General features: G+C 34.1%; 15 protein-coding genes. 8 read left to right on the top strand and 7 right to left on the bottom strand.

Annotation, left to right across the window (positions count from 1 at the left end):
* Window positions 1-31 precede the first annotated feature (31 nt).
* Genes QYS47_RS03520 through QYS47_RS03510 form a run of 3 tightly spaced genes read right to left on the bottom strand, consistent with a single transcriptional unit; the run spans window position 32 to window position 1,608 of the window.
* Complete coding sequence (locus QYS47_RS03520; protein ID WP_302127877.1) at window positions 32-628, bottom strand: anthranilate synthase component II; 597 nt, start codon at window positions 626-628, stop codon at window positions 32-34.
* A gap of 9 nt (window positions 629-637) precedes the next feature.
* A complete protein-coding gene (locus QYS47_RS03515; RefSeq protein WP_322347744.1) occupies window positions 638-1,159 on the bottom strand; it encodes a CvpA family protein in 522 nt (173 codons plus the stop codon).
* Window positions 1,156-1,608 carry a GatB/YqeY domain-containing protein gene (locus QYS47_RS03510; RefSeq protein ID WP_322347743.1) on the bottom strand — a complete coding sequence of 151 codons (453 nt, stop codon included), beginning with the start codon at window positions 1,606-1,608 and terminating at the stop codon, window positions 1,156-1,158. The genes QYS47_RS03515 and QYS47_RS03510 overlap by 4 nt, the downstream gene beginning before the upstream one ends.
* Window positions 1,609-1,662: 54 nt before the next feature.
* Here QYS47_RS03510 and QYS47_RS03505 point away from each other — a divergent pair, with 54 nt between their 5' ends.
* On the top strand, window positions 1,663-2,382 hold the full coding sequence (locus QYS47_RS03505; RefSeq protein WP_322347742.1) for a pyridoxine 5'-phosphate synthase: 720 nt from the start codon (window positions 1,663-1,665) through the stop codon (window positions 2,380-2,382).
* A 114-nt stretch (window positions 2,383-2,496) separates the two neighbouring features.
* On the opposite strand, the gene QYS47_RS03500 is transcribed toward QYS47_RS03505, so the two are convergent.
* A complete protein-coding gene (locus QYS47_RS03500) occupies window positions 2,497-3,063 on the bottom strand; it encodes a hypothetical protein (protein ID WP_302127881.1) in 567 nt (188 codons plus the stop codon).
* A gap of 51 nt (window positions 3,064-3,114) precedes the next feature.
* On the bottom strand, window positions 3,115-5,496 hold the full coding sequence (locus QYS47_RS03495) for a PKD domain-containing protein (RefSeq protein ID WP_322347741.1): 2,382 nt from the start codon (window positions 5,494-5,496) through the stop codon (window positions 3,115-3,117).
* Window positions 5,497-5,663: 167 nt separating this feature from the next.
* On the opposite strand from QYS47_RS03495, the gene uvrA reads away from it, so the two are divergent.
* From uvrA to QYS47_RS03480, 3 genes are all read left to right on the top strand, one after another.
* Entirely contained in the window at window positions 5,664-8,489 is a 2,826-nt protein-coding gene (gene uvrA / locus QYS47_RS03490; RefSeq protein WP_322347740.1) for an excinuclease ABC subunit UvrA, read from the top strand.
* 147 nt (window positions 8,490-8,636) lie between these two features.
* Entirely contained in the window at window positions 8,637-9,191 is a 555-nt protein-coding gene (locus tag QYS47_RS03485) for a TetR/AcrR family transcriptional regulator (protein WP_322347739.1), read from the top strand.
* Between the two features lie 49 nt (window positions 9,192-9,240).
* The gene (locus QYS47_RS03480; RefSeq protein WP_322347738.1) at window positions 9,241-10,017 is read left to right on the top strand and encodes an SDR family NAD(P)-dependent oxidoreductase; all 777 of its coding nucleotides are present in this window, start codon (window positions 9,241-9,243) and stop codon (window positions 10,015-10,017) included.
* On the opposite strand, the gene QYS47_RS03475 is transcribed toward QYS47_RS03480, so the two are convergent.
* Window positions 10,014-10,463, bottom strand: a complete 450-nt coding sequence (locus QYS47_RS03475) for a hypothetical protein (protein WP_322347737.1) — start codon at window positions 10,461-10,463, stop codon at window positions 10,014-10,016. The genes QYS47_RS03480 and QYS47_RS03475 overlap by 4 nt on opposite strands.
* 189 nt (window positions 10,464-10,652) lie before the next feature.
* Here QYS47_RS03475 and gdhA point away from each other — a divergent pair, with 189 nt between their 5' ends.
* The 4 genes from gdhA (at window position 10,653) to QYS47_RS03455 (ending at window position 15,018) form a co-directional block, all read left to right on the top strand.
* A complete protein-coding gene (gdhA, locus tag QYS47_RS03470) occupies window positions 10,653-12,011 on the top strand; it encodes an NADP-specific glutamate dehydrogenase (protein ID WP_322347736.1) in 1,359 nt (452 codons plus the stop codon).
* Between the two features lie 294 nt (window positions 12,012-12,305).
* Complete coding sequence (locus tag QYS47_RS03465) at window positions 12,306-12,767, top strand: iron chaperone (protein ID WP_322347735.1); 462 nt, start codon at window positions 12,306-12,308, stop codon at window positions 12,765-12,767.
* Between the two features lie 68 nt (window positions 12,768-12,835).
* On the top strand, window positions 12,836-14,308 hold the full coding sequence (locus tag QYS47_RS03460) for a DUF5687 family protein (protein WP_322347734.1): 1,473 nt from the start codon (window positions 12,836-12,838) through the stop codon (window positions 14,306-14,308).
* 2 nt (window positions 14,309-14,310) lie between these two features.
* The gene (locus QYS47_RS03455) at window positions 14,311-15,018 is read left to right on the top strand and encodes an ABC transporter ATP-binding protein (protein WP_322347733.1); all 708 of its coding nucleotides are present in this window, start codon (window positions 14,311-14,313) and stop codon (window positions 15,016-15,018) included.
* Between the two features lie 76 nt (window positions 15,019-15,094).
* Here QYS47_RS03455 and QYS47_RS03450 read toward each other — a convergent pair whose 3' ends face one another.
* Window positions 15,095-17,638, bottom strand: coding sequence for a M14 metallopeptidase family protein (locus tag QYS47_RS03450; protein ID WP_322347732.1), 2,544 nt, complete (start codon window positions 17,636-17,638; stop codon window positions 15,095-15,097).
* Window positions 17,639-17,801 lie beyond the last annotated feature (163 nt).

Raw genomic sequence — 17,801 nt, 5'->3', positions numbered from 1 at the left:
AATTAAGATAAAAATATCATTTTCACTTAATCTAAGCTATTTTATTTACAAATGCTAAGCTTTTAGCCTTCACGATATTAACCCAATTATCTAAAATCTTTAATCCATAACGGGTCAATGCTGCTTCAGGATGATATTGAATACCAAAAATTTGCCTATTACAATGCTTAAATATCATATTTTCACCTTCAGCCGTTTCAGCCAATGGTAGTAGTAATGTTTCTTCAATATTTACTACTAATGAATGATACCGAACAACTTCAAAAGAGCTCTCCATGTCTTCCAACAATTGATTTTGCTCCAGAATTCTGACTTGTGACAGCTTCCCATGCATAGGTTTAAGTGCCTTTACAACTTCCCCACCGAAATACTTTGCTAAGGCTTGATGTCCTAAACAGATTCCTAATATTGGTAAATTAGATTCAAAAGATTTTATGTAATCCAATAAATATCCTGCATCCTCTGGTCTGCCTGGACCGGGTGATAAAACCAATGCATCGTATTTAGATATATTAATTTTTTCTGGATGAATATCATTTCGAATTACCTCACAATCAACATTTAATTGATTAAAGTAATCAACCAAATTATAAGTAAATGAATCAAAATTATCCAATATCAATATCATATACTAAGCTTATAAAAATTGTGATTTTAATTGATCAAAAACCTCTTGAATAAATGGCATATAATCAGAAATTAATTCCACTACAAATGGTGCAATAGAAGCTACTATTGGATAAATATAAGTTCCTTCTGCCATATCAGCAGATATACTAATCTCAATTGATTCACCTAACCAAAGAACTAGACTTACACCGAAGGCCCATTTTAATAAGCCAATTACAGATCCGGCAAAATTATCAAGACCACCTAATAAGGTCATATCTAAAATTTTCTTCACAACCTTCCCTACCAAATTCACCAGCAATAAAATACCTACGAATAAAAGAATAAACGATATTATTGGTAAGGCTTGCTCCCAGTTCTCAAAGTAGGGTTGAAGCAAATCCATTCCGAAGTCAAGCAGCTTAAATGCACCAATTATAGCCACAATTAGCGCTACTAATGAAACAATTTCTAAAAGCAATCCTTTTTTATATCCTAAGTAAGCCCCAAATAGAAGTGGGATTAATAATAATATATCTAAGGTTTTCAAGAATTAAGTATTTCTTTAACTAGTTGAGAGATCATTTTTCCATCCGCTTTTCCGGCTAGTTTTTTGGTAGCAGTCCCCATTACTTTCCCCATATCTTGTGGGCCTGAAGCTCCTAATTCTTCTATTATTTCAGTTAATTTTTCTTTAAGCTCCGCTTCAGACATCTGCTTAGGCAAATACCTTTCAATTACTTCTAATTCTAATAATTCAGCATTTGCTAATTCTTCTCTTCCATTTGATTTATAGGTTTCTGCTGATTCTTTCCTTTGCTTTGCTGCTTTCATCAACAATTTCATTTCTGCATCTTCAGAAAGATTTTCTGATGCTCCTTTTTCTGACTCTGCTAAAAGAATTAGAGATTTAATTGAACGCAATGCCTGAAGCTCTTCTTTGTTCTTAGATCGCATTGCGGTCTTAATATCGGTATCAATTTGTTGTTTTAAGCTCATAGTATTTTTTTAAACCTTAACTTTGCTGCAAAGTTACCATATTAAAATAAAATTATGACACGCTTAAGCGTCAATATCAATAAGATCGCCACATTACGTAATGCTAGAGGTGGTGACAACCCTAATGTAGTAAAAGTCGCAGAAGATTGCGAACGGTTTGGAGCACAAGGAATTACTATCCATCCCAGACCTGATGAACGCCACATTACCACACAGGATGTTTATGACTTGGCTCCCATAGTCACGACTGAATTTAATATAGAAGGTTATCCTGATGAGCGATTTTTAGAACTTGTAGAAAAAAATAAGCCCGCTCAGGCGACTTTAGTACCTGATCCTCCGGGAGTTTTAACCTCAAATGCAGGATGGGATACCGTTCAGCATTATGATCAGCTCAAAGATGTGATTCAGCAAATAAAAAGCATGGGAGTAAGAACCTCAATTTTTATAGAAACAGATCTGAATTTAATTGAAAATGCTGCTAAAATTGGTACTGACAGAATAGAATTATATACAGAACCTTATGCGAACCTATACCCTAAAGACAAAGAAAAAGCAGTTCTTCCCTTTGTAGAAGCTGCCAATAAAGCAAAAGAAGTTGGATTAGGAATTAATGCAGGTCACGATTTAAGTTTAGAAAACCTTAGATACCTAAGAGAAAAAATCCCGTTTTTGGATGAGGTAAGTATTGGGCATGCCCTTATTTGCGATGCCTTATACTTTGGTTTAGAAAATACCATTCAATTATATCTTAGAGAATTACGAGAAGATTAAGATTAGTCTTAAAAATGAAAAGCCGGCTCAATATGAGACGGCTTTTCAGCTTAAAATGAAAAAACAACACCTAAACAAATGCTTATACCTGCTTAGGTCTCGTTTCTATATAATTTACATTTTTACGGTAATGCCTATAGTACCATAACTGAAAGTTCCACGACCACCTTCAATGTAGGCACCAAAACTGTCATTAAAATAATATCTAAATCCTAAAATTGGACCAAAGCTAACACTAAGACCATTATTATAAGTATTAGTGAAATCACCAGTATATCCATCTACATTAAAGCCAAATATAATACTGCCGTAAAAATCCAAATTCGGATCGACCCCTAAATCTAGAGCATCATTCAACAATACATCGGTAAGGTGAAAACTAGCTCTACCTCCAAAAGCAAAAATGGAGTAGCCTCCTTCAAAACCTGCACTTCGGTAATTCCAGCTCGCAAAACCCACATAAGGGCCTACTCCAATGAAATCGCCCACACCTACTTCATAATTTGCGGTAATAGCCGGAACAGAAAAGCTCCTTGCTCCAACCCCAAAACCGTAACCATAGTAGCCAAATCCAAAGCCTGCGTTCAATAAATTGGTGCCTTTTTCGAAAGATTTTTGAGCATTTGCATCAATGCTAACGATACTAATAATCGCTATTAAAATAATAGTTATTCGTTTCATAAAAGTTTAGTTTGAAATAAAAGGGCAATTTAATTAATTGCCCTTAAATTATTAGTCTAATAATACAGAACCTGCAGTATTATTAGTAAATGTATTATTTGCAGCTGCCGATTCCACATCATTTACAGATGTTCCGCCATCTTGATCAATTGCAATTCCATAACCATTTGAACCAGAAAATTCTGAGTTCGTTATATTAATTACCGCACTTCTAAATACCCCTACATTGCATTTATAATCTGAACTACTTGGGAATGGCATTTCTGAAAAACCACCATTACTTACTACCACATAATCGAGAGAATTATTAGCATTTGAAGAAGCTATTCTTATTCCGTTCCACTTTACCCCTGAGGTTGAAGTGAAAGTAATTTTATTAGTATCAGTCCCTTCTGCAATGATGGATCCTTCAATTTGAATATAAATGTTTTCTCTAGCTTCAAAATAAGCTCCAGCCGCTACTGTAAGATTACCATCAATTGTAACATTTCCAGTTATTGTATATTTAGAAGTTCCATCTAATTTATTCCAAGTAACGGTTTCTGTTGTTGCCAATGTAGAACCAAAAATTTCAACTTGTCCTAATGAATTATTAGAAAAAGTAGTTGCTCCGTCTATTTTGGAAACATGCAATGCATTTAATCCAATTGCAGTCTGATTACCGCTGAAATTATTAGTTTCGAAAGACACTAAATCTGATTCATCATCATGGATAAACAGACCGTATCCATCACCATTTGACACAGTTGTGTTCTGAAGATTTAATTGACCTCCAGCATCTAAACCTATATTTGCTTTATAATCTGTACCGCTTGCAAACGCCCATTCACTATTACCAGCATAAGACACTTCAGCATTACTCAAAACATTGTTTTGATTAGATGATTTAATTAAAATACCTCTCCAGAATAATCCACCATCAATATTTGAACTTGTAAAAACTATTTTATTTGAAGTACCACCTGAGGCATTTATGCTAGCTCCTGAATTTATGTTCATGGCAACATTTTGATCAAACGTTAAATATGCACCTGCATTTATAGTAAGGTTTCCATCAATATTTAACTCGCCACTTACTCTATACTTTGAATCTCCATTTAATTTGTTCCAATTTACTGTTTCAGTATTAGGTAAGGTAGATTGGAAAATTTCAACATCTGCAGAGGCATTTTCTGAAAAAGAAGTCGCTTCATCAATTTTTGATACATGTAATGCCCTTATCCCCATAGCTCTTACATTATTGCTGAATGAGTTCGTGCTAAATGTTCCTAAATCACTTTCATCATCATGTATCAGTAGTCCATAGCCATCACTATTTGTAATTTGTGAATTCTGCACATTTAAGTATCCTCCTGCATCTAATCCAATATTAGTTTTGTAGTCTGTTCCACTAGCAAAAGACATCTCAGAATTTCCAGCATATTCTACTATAGTATATTCTAAGCTATTTCTTTGATCAGAAGACTGTATAAATAGTCCTTTCCAATGTTGGCCTGCTTCTACATTAGAAGAAGAAAATTGAACCATATTACCTGAGATTCCATTTGCATCTAACACCCCACCTGAACCTACAAATACTTGTACATTTTCATCTAAAATAACATTTACACCAGGATCAATTGTTAGATAAGCCGATACACTAATATTACCTATTATGCGATAATCTGGAAGGCTAGGATCTTCGTAAACATCCTCCCAGGTAGTATCTTCAATTACATCTGCATCAATAATTACAGGTGATACTTCTGCCGTGATGCTTACTTCAGCAGTGCTTTCATTTCCATTGCCATCATTCACAGTTAACATAATAGTATATTCTCCTTCTAAATCAGCAGTAAAATCAAGCACTGAAGTTGTTTCGTTTGCCAGTGTAGGAGTACTGTTGTTTGGCGCAGCAGTAACTTCCCAAGAATAGCTTAAAGCATCATTTTCTGGATCAGTAGAATTTTCAGCTGAAAACTGAAATGTATTTCCAACATTTAATACATCATTTCCATTTTCAGGAAGTATTGATTGGTTTTCTGTGTCAGTAATCACTGCAGTAGGTGCTTCATTATCATTCACAGTTGCAGAAATTAACACATCATCCGTGGCTGTATTTCCATCAGCATCCTCCACTGTAAGAGTGGCCACATAATCTCCTTCCACATCAGGAACGAAAATTGCAATTTCACTAGTAGCATTTGATACAGTTGCTGAACTACCTGTTGGGACTTGAGTTAATTCCCAGTTAAAAGTAAGAGTACCACCTTCGGGATCTGATGAACTACTTCCATTTAAAGTAACGTTGCTACCAACTGATGCTGTGATATCTGTTCCCGCATCAGCAATTGGGGGTTCACCAACAATTGGATCTTCATCGTTACATGATAATACAATTAGGAAAGCTGCAAATAGCAATCCCCATTTCTTAATTTGATTTAAATTTTTCATAATGTTTAGATATAGTTTTTTCCTTTCAATATGCTACACACATAATATTTTTGGATTGGGTCATATCTTCTGAAAAATTTTTATCTTTTTATTTAGGGTTTAAGATCTACACTAACTTTAACAACAAATTCACATTTCTCAAGTTAGCCTCTTATCTTTGTACGCTTATGGAATTAAAGGAAAATACTAAAGGTCAAGTTGCATTTGAAGAGCTTGATCCTAAAAAATATATAATCATTAAAGGGGCTAGGGTTAATAATCTAAAAAACCTTAGTGTTGCCATTCCAAGAAACAAATTAGTGGTGGTTACCGGGCTGTCAGGTTCAGGGAAGTCTTCCTTGGCTTTCGATACTTTGTTTGCTGAAGGCCAAAGAATGTATGTAGAAAGCCTAAGTTCGTATGCCCGACAGTTCTTGGGTAGAATGGAAAAACCTGAAGTTGATTACATAAGAGGAGTTTCACCCGCCATAGCGATTGAGCAAAAAGTAAATACTCGAAACCCAAGGTCAACAGTGGGTACTACTACTGAGATTTACGATTATATGAAATTACTTTTTGCGCGGATAGGGATCACCTATTCTCCTAAAAGCGGAAAAATAGTGACCAGAGATACTGTATCAAGCATATCTGATACTATACATGCTCATAAAGAAGGTGAAAAATTTATGATTCTGGCACCTTTAATTGTTCCTAAAGGAAGGACACTTCAGCAGGAATTAGAACTCTTATTAAGTAAAGGATACACTAGAGTAGTTCACAAAGAGGATACATTATATATAGAAGATATACTTGAAGAAAATCAGTCTTTAAAAAGAAAAGATTTATTTATTCTGATCGACAGAACTTCTGTTCAAAAAGAAGATGAAGACAACCAATTTAGAATAGCAGATTCAATTCAAACTGCATTTTTTGAAGGGCATGGAGAGTGCATCATTGATTTTGTAGAATCTGAAGGAAAAAAAGAATTCAATGATAGATTTGAATTGGATGGTATTCAGTTTGAGGAACCCTCTATAAACCTTTTTAGCTTTAATAACCCCTATGGGGCTTGCAGAACTTGTGAAGGTTTTGGTAAAATATTGGGCATTGATGAAGATTTAGTAATTCCTGACAAAAGTTTATCTGTATACGAAGGGGCTATTGCACCATGGAAAGGAGAAACCATGAAAAAATGGGTTCAGCCACTAATCCAACATGGTATTGAATTTGATTTCCCGATACACAGACCTATAGAAGAACTAACGAAAGAAGAATACCAGCTACTTTGGGAAGGAAATAAATATTTCAAAGGATTGAATAAGTTCTTCGATCATTTACAATCAAAAATGCATAAAATTCAATATAGAGTGATGTTATCACGCTATAGAGGAAGAACCACATGTCCTGATTGTAAAGGTACTAGATTAAGAAAGGATGCAGGCTATGTAAAAATCAATGATAAATCTATCATAGAATTAGTACTTAAGCCAATTGACCAGTTATTAAAGTTTTTTAATGAAATAAAACTAACTGAAAGCGAGCAGAAAATTGCTGGGAGAATCCTGAAAGAAATAAATAGCCGATTAGAATATTTGATGGAAGTAGGTTTAGGTTATTTAACCTTAAACAGACTAACCTCAACTCTTTCTGGTGGAGAATTTCAAAGAATTAAGTTGGCTACTTCATTAGGTAGTGCTTTGGTTGGGTCCATGTATATTTTGGATGAACCCTCAATCGGTCTGCATCCTCGTGATACCGCTAGGTTGGTAAAAGTGTTGAAAACGCTTAGAGATTTAGGCAATACTGTTATTGTAGTAGAGCATGAGGAAGAGGTAATGGTCGAGGCAGATGAGATTATCGACATAGGGCCAGATGCTGGAGCTCATGGGGGGAATTTGGTTTTTCAAGGCGATCTTGAAGCTTTAAAAAAAGCCGATAATACTCATACAGCACGCTTCTTAAATGGCAGCAATGAAGTAGTCGTACCGAAATCAAGAAGAAAGTGGAAAAACAGCATTTCCATTAAAGGAGCCAAAGAAAATAATCTTAACATAAAGGAAGTGAAAATTCCACTTGAAGTACTTACGGTTGTGACTGGTGTAAGCGGCTCAGGTAAATCTACTTTAATCAAAAAGATATTGAATCCTGCCTTAGCGAAAATGATTGGCCAAGGAAGCACTGAGAGCACAGGTAAATTTGAAAAACTTGAAGGGGACTACAAAAAAGTAAAATCCATCGAGTTTGTGGATCAAAATCCAATAGGAAAGTCTTCCAGATCAAATCCAGTAACTTATGTAAAAGCTTATGATGCAATCCGTCAATTATTTTCCGACCAGACTTTAGCTAAGCAAAGAGGATATAAACCTGCATTTTTCAGCTTTAATGTAGATGGTGGACGATGTGAAATGTGCCAGGGAGAAGGTATTCAAAAAATTGAAATGCAATTCATGGCTGACATAGAGTTAACTTGTGAGAGTTGTAAAGGTCAGCGATTCAAAAATGAAATTTTAGAAATTACGTATAAAGGGAAGAATATTGCAGAAGTTTTAGACCTTACAGTAGAGGAAAGTTTAGAATTTTTTGAAGGCAATAACCCTATTATCAATAAACTACAACCTCTTTACGATGTGGGTCTTGGCTATATTCGTTTAGGACAATCTTCTAACTCATTAAGTGGTGGTGAAGCGCAAAGAGTAAAATTGGCTTCTTATTTAGGAAAAGGAGGAAGCATCAAAAATGATCATAATCTTTTCATATTTGATGAGCCAACTACTGGTTTACATTTCCATGACATCAAAAAATTACTAGAATCAATAAATGCATTGATTGAACAAGGTAATTCGGTTATTATTATCGAGCATAATATGGAAGTGATCAAGACTGCCGATTGGATAATAGACCTTGGTCCTGAAGGAGGTGAAAAAGGCGGAAACGTAGTTTTCGAAGGTTTACCTGAGGAAATGATAAAAATTAAAAATAATCATACTGCAGAATTCTTAAAAGAGAAATTATAACCTTCAAGTAAATCGAACTGAGAAAACTGAACATCTTATAGGGCTCTTTACTAGTTTTATCGACAAAACTATGTGGTCTACATATTTTTCTCAAAAAAAATCATTTAACCTGAAGCCGAATGAACATTCATTCGTATATTTGCACTGATGAACAAAAGAGAACTCATATTACAAGCAACTTTGGAGTTGATAACCGAAAACGGTTTTCATGCTACCCCTATGTCAATGATTAGCAAAAAGGCTAAAGTTGCAGCTGGCACCATCTATCATCACTTTGAAAATAAAGAAGTGCTGCTAGAAGCATTGTATTCCGAATCAAAAGAAAAAATGGGAAAGTCAATGCAAGCAGCTGAACTAAGTGGGAACAGTTTCGAAGAAGATTTTAAATCGATTTGGACAGCATTATTTACATTTTATGCAAATAATCGATTGCGATTTCAATTTTTGGAACAATATGCTCAATCTCCTTTCATTCAAAAAGAAACCAAAGAAGAACAAAGAAAGCATTACCAACCTATTATCAACTTCTTACAACAAGGAATTGAATACGGACATATGTCTTCTATTGATGTAGAGGTTATGACTGAAATGGTGCATGGAACCGTGGTTTCTGCAGCTAAAATATTTCACAGTGTTGGGAATTTAAATAAAAGCACAGTATCAGACTTGGCAAATTTCGCTTGGAAAGCAGTCAAGAAATAATTTTTTTATCAAAAACCGAATGAATATTCAATCTATAACAATTAACAATATGAAAACTGCATTAATTACAGGAGCCTCTTCAGGCATTGGCTTAGAGCTAGCAAAAATTCACGCACAAAAAGGAGATGACTTAGTATTGGTCGCAAGATCAGAACAAAAGCTTTTGGATCTCAAAAAAGAGTTAGAAAGCCGTCACAAAATTAAAGTGACAGTTGCTGCTTTTGATCTGTCGGAAACCCAATCGGCTTATGATCTATTTGAGTTTACTGAAAAAAATAACATTTCAATTGATTACTTGATAAATAATGCCGGCTTTGGAGATTTTGAAGAGTTCAGTAAATCAGATCTCAATAAAGCTACTCAAATGATTGATTTAAATATTTCCAGCCTAACGATACTTACTCGATTATACTTAGATGGAATGCTTGAAAGAAAATCTGGCAAAATTATGCAATTAGCCTCTACGGCTTCATTTCAACCAGGGCCTTTAATGGCGGTTTACTATGCGACTAAACATTATGTATTAGCTTTTTCAGAAGCAATAGCTGAAGAATTAAAAGGCTCGGGAGTGACTGTTACTGCTCTGTGCCCTGGACCTACGGCCTCTGGCTTTCAAAGTGCTGCCGATTTAGGTGATTCAAAATTAGTGAAGAACAAAAAGCTTCCAACTTCAGCTGAGGTGGCCCAATATGGTTATCATGCTATGTTAAATGGAAAAAGAGTTGCGATCCATGGTTTCCAAAATAAATTAATGGCCTTTAGCGTACGTTTTACGCCCAGATCATGGGTAACTGCATTAGTGAAAAAGTTATCAGCAAAAGCTTAATCGATCTTATTTAATTTAAAAGTATAAGTTCCAAAATCGTCATAGGACTCAAGATTTAAGTTATTAATACCAATTTTAACTGCATCACTATAAATGCTAAATCTATCACGATGGATATAATCATAGAATTCCATATCTAAGGTATAAATTCTTTCACTACCATCGTGATAGTTATATTTGTGTAAAGTTAAAATCCAATCTCCACCAAAATATGCATCCAATGAAGCATCATAGTATTCAGCAAAACCATCTTCATGAAAAATGATTTGATCCCCTCTGTAATCTTCCATTAAATTGTTCCTAAATAAAGCATTATCTTCTTTATAAAATGCTCTATCAAAATACCATTTTCCCTCAATTCGGTCAGCTCTGCGTTCTAATCGACCTCTCTCTGTACAAGAGGATAAAAAAAGGATAAGAATACCAAAATATACTAACTGCTTCATAACGTTTGATGTTGGTTCGAAAAATCAAAACCAAAAATCAGACCAAACCCAAATTAGATAGAGTTTGAAGTATCATTTTTAATTGATTACCGTCTTAAAAATATGTTTTAAATAAGAAAATAAATTAGATACACACAGCTAAACTTTTTTTTAGCATATTTATCAATCTTTAACATTGAACTATTTTTTATGTCTGAAAATGAATTACTCGAAAAAATAAAGAGAAGAAATCCGAATGAACCGGAATTTATTCAAGCAGTAGAGGAAGTAATTTCATCAATCGGTGTTGTTTTTAAAAAACACCCTGAATTTCATCATCTACGCCTTTTAGAAAGAATGGCTGAGCCTGAGCGACTTATTTCATTTAGAGTCAATTGGCTTGATGACAATGGGGAAGTGCAAGTGAACAGGGGTTTCCGAGTACAAATGAACAGTGCTTTAGGCCCCTATAAAGGAGGTTTAAGGTTTCACCCTTCAGTAAACCAAAGCATACTTAAATTTTTAGCCTTTGAGCAAATCTTTAAAAATGCATTAACCGGTCTTCCTTTAGGCGGTGGTAAAGGTGGTGCTGATTTCGATCCGAAAGGAAAATCGGATGCTGAAATTATGCGTTTTTGCCAAGCTTTTATGAGTGAATTATATCGACATATCGGTCATTTTACGGATGTACCTGCTGGTGATATTGGCGTTGGAGGTAGAGAAATAGGCTATTTATTCGGTGCTTATAAAAAAATTAGAAATGAATTTACCGGAGTATTAACGGGAAAAGGGAGAGAATGGGGCGGTAGCTTGATTAGACCTGAAGCTACGGGTTATGGTTTAGTGTACTTTTCCCAATACATGTTGGAGAAAAATGATGATAGCTTGAAGGATAAAAAGTGTGTGGTTTCTGGTTCAGGAAATGTGGCACAATACACTTTAGAAAAATTAATTGAATTAGGCGCCAAACCCATCACTGCTTCTGATTCTTCAGGGTACATTATTGATGATGAAGGAATAAATCAAGAAAAGCTCGAATTCATCAAAGAAATTAAAAATGTGAATAGGGGCAGAATATCAGAATATTTAGAGAAATACTCCAATGCTAAATATGTAGAAAATGATGCAGATAAAGACTATAACCCTTTATGGGAAACCAAAGCGGATTGCGTATTTCCATGTGCAACTCAAAATGAAATCAATAAAAAGGATGCTGAAAACATTAAAAAATCAGGTGCAAAACTGCTCACCGAAGGTGCTAATATGCCTTTAACAGCCGAAGCCATTGATGTTATTTGTGAAGCTGAAATTCTTTATGCTCCAGGTAAAGCTACTAATGCAGGTGGAGTTGCCGTTTCAGGCTTAGAAATGAGTCAGAATAGAATTGGAGTATATTGGTCACATGATGAAGTAGACAATAGACTAAAAAATATTATGAAGGATATACATGACAATTGCGTTAAAACAGCTGAAGAATACGAATTAAATCAACATAATTATTTAGCTGCAGCTAATATTTATGGCTTTCTTAAAGTTGCCAGTGCAATGAAAGCCCAAGGTGTAATTTAAAAGAATAAGAGCCAGGTAGCTTTTTACCTGGTTCATTGCTTTCTAAGAGTCTGGTTCACCACTTCATCTATACTTACTAAAGGAATCCCCACCTGAATTAGAAACAGAAATGCCTCTCTTTCATAGCCATTATCTTTACAAAAATCCTCACAATCAACATCTATAGTAATAGAATAGTAATTGATAATTTTCTCATAAAGACGTAAAGCTTATTTTGGTAATTGCCACAGATTTATTGAGAGAATTGATTCAAAAAATTTTGAAACGCTTATATTCAATAAAAATCTATACCTAATGAATTATGATGTAAAAACTGTTGAGGAATATTTAAATGCTATTCCTAAAGACAGGAGACCATATGTTGAAAAGTTAAGGGATATAATTAAGGAAAACCTCCCTGAAGGATTCAAAGAAGAAATATCATATGGAATGATAGGCTTTGTAGTTCCTCATGATATATATCCAAATGGTTACCATGTAAATCCTGAACTTCCTTTACCCTTTATAAACATAGCCTCACAAAAAAATTTTATAGCCCTCTATCATAGTGGTATTTATACTAGCCCTGAATTAATGGAATGGTTTAAAAAAGAATATTCGGAGCGAATTACTACTAAATTAGATATGGGAAAAAGTTGTATTCGCTTTAAAAACCCTAAGAAAATTCCTTTCGATTTAATAGCTGATCTTGCCACTAAAATGACCGTTAAAGATTGGATATCACTTTACGAACAAAAAAGAAATAAAATAAATTAATACTTTCTCCAATTGCAAAGTGCTTATAAAACTAATACTTTGCTGCTAATAACTATTAACCTTGACCTATGAAATGGATTTTAAAGCATCAGTGGCTAAACTTTAGAAGATCTCCTGCTTTCGAAAAAGATTTAGGTATTAAGATCTTCTTGATCCTATTGGGATTATTTCTATTAATGAACCTGATATTTGTGAGCTCAAATTTTAATGAACTGCTTGATGGCTTTGGTATCGATACCGAGCCCACAATATTAATTAATCAATTTTTACTTTATTATTTTATTAGTGAGCTCGGACTTCGTTATCTGATGCAAAATGTACCAGCTCTAGATATAGAGCCCTACCTTCACTTACCTATTTCGAAAAATCTAGTTTCAAAATTTCTTGTTTTCAGATCGATTTTAAGTCCGTATAATCTCCTGGCTCCCTCGATTTTTATTGGTTTGACAGTCAGCACAGTAATTCCTTCTATCGGACTTTCCAAAGGCTTAGTTTGGCTACTTTTCACCTTATCTACCTCTTTAATCCTTCATTTTTTCAATATATTAATTAAAAAGAAATTAGAGAACTCTAATCTATTTTGGACTGTATTACTTTCACTTATTGCCATTAATTACATTGAAAATAATTATCTAAACTTTGATTTAATCCCTTTGGGGCAGTGGGCATCTGCAATAACCAACAATCCCATTTTATTGATCGCCCCAATTCTAATACTACTATTCGTAATTTATACAAGCTATAAATTCTTCTTAGAAAATCTTTATTTGGAAGATTTATTCGATGCCAAAATGATGTCTGGTGAAAAATTTACTGGAAAATTAAGAAATTGGGAAAGCAAAGGTTTGCTTAACACTTTGATAGGTCAGGAACTTAAATTAATCCTTCGTCATAAAAGGAGTAGATCAAGTGTGATGATGGCTGGTATTTTTTTATTCTACCCACTTCTCATTTTCAGTATGGGAAAAGAAACGCAATCAGAATTCATGGCGATTTTTGTTAGCATTTTCTTTACAGGAATATTCATTATTCAGTACGGGCAGTTCTTATGGAGCTGGAATACTAACCAGATGGACTTTTTCCTGACTCAGATCAATCCATATAAGCTGTGGGTGGAGTCCCGATACAGATTGCTAGTTTACTCTGTAATTATTACTAGTATCTTATCACTACCCTATTTTTATTATGGATATGAAGTTATGCTGATAATGGCTGCTACTGCACTGTATAATGTAGGAATAAATAGTATGCTGATCATGCGTATGAGCTTATGGGGTCCAAAGCCTATAGAATTAGATAAGAGCTCTATGATGAATTATCAAGGAGTAGGGGCCGCGCAATTTGTAGTGGGAATTCCTCTTATTTTAGGACCAATGATAGTTTACGCCCCATTTTCATATATCTGGAATGGTCAGATAGGTGTTTTAGCTATTGCCGTTACAGGACTCATTGGCATTGTGTTGAGAAAACCATTTTTTAATGCGATAGCTAATAAATTAAAGAAAGATAAATATAAACTCATCCACGATTTAACTATATAGAAGTGATACAGATACATAACCTTAAAAAAAGCTACCATAAACAAACGGTTTTAAATGTACCGGAAATAAATATTCCCGAAGGACAATCATTTGGCTTAGTAGGAAATAATGGAGCAGGTAAAACAACACTTTTACGTTTGATGCTCGACCTTATCCGTGCTAGTGAAGGAGAAATTCAAATTGATAATCAATCGGTAAAAGATCAAGAAGACTGGAAAAACATAACAGGGTCATTCATTGATGAGAAATTTTTAATCCACTATTTAACTCCTGAAGAGTATTTCCAATTTTTAGCTAAAATAAGAGGGGTGAGTGCGGGAGATGTTGGCATACATTTAAAACTATTTGAACCCTTATTTAATGATGAAATTTTTGGTAAGAAAAAGTACATCAGAAATCTTTCTAAGGGTAATAAAAAGAAATTAGGGATAGCAGCTGCACTTCTTGGAGATCCTAAATTAGTTATACTTGATGAGCCATTCGAAAATCTAGATCCTACGAGTCAGATTAGATTGAAAAAGATCATTCAACAATTTCAAAAAGAAAAATCAGTCACCTTTGTGATTTCCAGTCATGATCTTAATCATGTTACTGAGATTTGTGATCGTATTGTCATTTTAGACAAGGGAATTATTGTTAAGGATATGGAAGTAACTGAAAGTACATTAAATGAACTTACAGATTATTTCAGCAGCAGTGTTGAAAATTAAATTTTATAAATATTAATAAATAAAAAAGGATGGCTTATAGACCATCCTTTATATAACATTAAACTAAATGTAAATTCTATTCCGCAGCACTTCCGCTAATGGTATGGCCGAAGAAAACTGCGTTCATAAATAATCGGTTAGTACCATACCAAAAAGCTCTAAAGTTTGTATTATCTGTAAAAGAAATCACCTTTCCAGCTCCTACTCTACTTACGCTTACAGCTGAAGTTCCTTTTAATTTCTCAGCATTTTCTTCAGAAATATAACCATTCAACAATGGCGATTGGGTGTATCTAAGCGGGTTAGCATACTGATTTTTAGATTTCTCCATAAACAATGTTGTATTTCTAAAAATAGGCATCTTTTCCTTTTTCAATCCATAACCAATCGGATGACTTAAATCTAATTCCACTTCAAAAATAGCACCACCAATCACTTGAGCTCCTCTGTTGTTGCCTAAATCCTCATAAGCTTCATATCCAATTGTATCAGCCTTATTTTTTTTGAATTTAACTTTAGTTAATTTTTGATCTGAGAGCCATTTTGCTGCAGATTGATAGGCAATTAATGTGCCGCCTGTTTGTAACCAAGACTGTATCTTTGGCATTTGACTACCCATACTCCCATATCTACCATCTGGCATAATTAAAACATTATATCTGCTTAAATCCGCTCTTCTGAAATCATTAACATCAATTTTAGTAATCGGCATTTCATAATGCTGATCCATTAAAAACCATATTTCTCCAGCATCATAAGGACTTATCCCTTCACCAATAACCATTGCTATACTTGTTTTTGTTAAGGGTTCAAAAGAGGGGCTTCCTAAATTAACTCCACTTGTATTCCCACTGTTAAGTGCATGCACTTTAACCCCAGTTTCTGTTATAGCTTCTTCTATGATTTGATAAATCTGGATTGCGGATTGATTCTGCTGCTTAACAGGAATTAAAATAGTACCGATGGCTAAAGTTTCTCCATTAGATAATACTATTTCTTCAGTGCTGACCTTCGTTCTTAATCCAGCTTTATGAATCTTATATAAAGCCTTTGGAGCATAGAAATCATGCCATTCCATTAAATAAGCATATTCACTTTTTCCTCCTATTATATTGGAAATTGGTTTTTGATCAGCTGTGAACCTTTCCCCTAAAAGGCTACTATTGAACCCTTTATTATCTAAACTTTTATAATCAAGATTAAAGGCCATCCCCATATTAAAAGCAGAAACATCATAGAATAAGCTGTCTTTAAAGCTAGTTCTCACATCAAAAATTGCTTTGATTAATCTGCTTTGATTTTGATTAGTAGGAATAATAAAGCTGTTATCAGAATCAAAGCCTGCTGTATTTTTTACTAATTTATAAACTTCAATTTCTTGTCTATCAAGCATTTCTGCAAAACGGAAAAGCTTAGATTGATCTAGATCAGATACCACCCATGCTTTTTCACTTGCCTGCGATGCCATCTGCTTTGAATTTTTATAAAAATCCTTTTGGAATGTTAACAATTCAGTTCTCATTTCATAAGCAGCTTGAAATGTACTTAATGATGCCGTGAATTGATTTTTTATTGTAAAAGGAAATTCAAGAACTCCATTTACACTTTCTTGTGCATGACCTCGAGAGCTCGCTTGCTCAAATAAAATTCCAACTGCCCCTTGTACATCCGGAAAAGTAGATCCTTTCCCATAATAAAAGTCATCAAAACTCTCCTTACTGTAGTAAAGTGAACCTATTCTATCCAAAAAATCAGCATGATATTCGCCAATTTGAGCAGTTAAATCTTGGTTTTTTTGAGGTGTAATCGGATGAGTACGTTCTGGAATTCCTGGCTGGAAAAAGAATGTACTATTGGTTCCCATTTCATGGTGATCTGTTAAAATATTCGGCTTCCATGCATGGAATTGAGCAATTCTATTTCGAGATTCAACCAATTGGGTTGGCAACCAATCTCTATTCATATCAAACCAATAATGATTGGTTCTGCCTCCAGGCCAAACTTCGTTAAATTCTCTATCATTTGGATCAGTAACCAAATTTTCACTTTTATGTATATTAGCCCAAGTAGCAAATCTATTTAAACCATCTGGATTAAATGATGGATCTAAAAGTACTACTACATTTTTTAACTTATCTTCAATATCAGAACCTTGGGCAGCAGCCAAATAATAAGCCGTAAGCATAGAAGCATTACTACCACTCGGTTCATTGCCATGAATAGAAAAACCCATCATCACAACTGATGGCATTTCATTCACATCTAAACCATTGGATAATTCAGGATTAGTTAGATTTTTATGATCACGCTTTATTTGATCAATGTTTTTATGATTTTCAGGATGTGTAATCGTTAAAAGCAATTGAGGCCTATCCTCATAAGTTTTACCACTTTCAATAATGGTAATTCTATTAGAAGCTGCAGCCAGTGCCTTCATATAATATACCAACTTATCATGAGTAACATGCCATTCTCCTACCTGATGCCCAATCACACTTTCGGGTGTTGGAATTGAAGAATCATACTCTAAACTATCGGGTAGAAAATAGGATAAATCCTTTTGAGCCACAGTGAGACTAGAACTGAAAACTAAAATAAATAATAGGTAAATCTTTCTCATAAAATTTTTATTAAAGTGGAAGTTAACAATCAAATTCCTATCTAGTAAGTACAATGTTTTGAACGGTGATATTCCTGTTTTTAAACCAGAATTTCATAGTAAAATACCAATGTTAACTTAATGTTAACAAAATAGTATGCATACATAATCAATAATTAACTTA

Origin of the sequence: Marivirga arenosa, assembly GCF_030503875.2 — a bacterium.
Classification (GTDB): domain Bacteria; phylum Bacteroidota; class Bacteroidia; order Cytophagales; family Cyclobacteriaceae; genus Marivirga; species Marivirga arenosa.
Note: the sequence above shows the minus strand (reverse complement) of the source record. Positions and strands in the feature narration are given on the sequence as shown.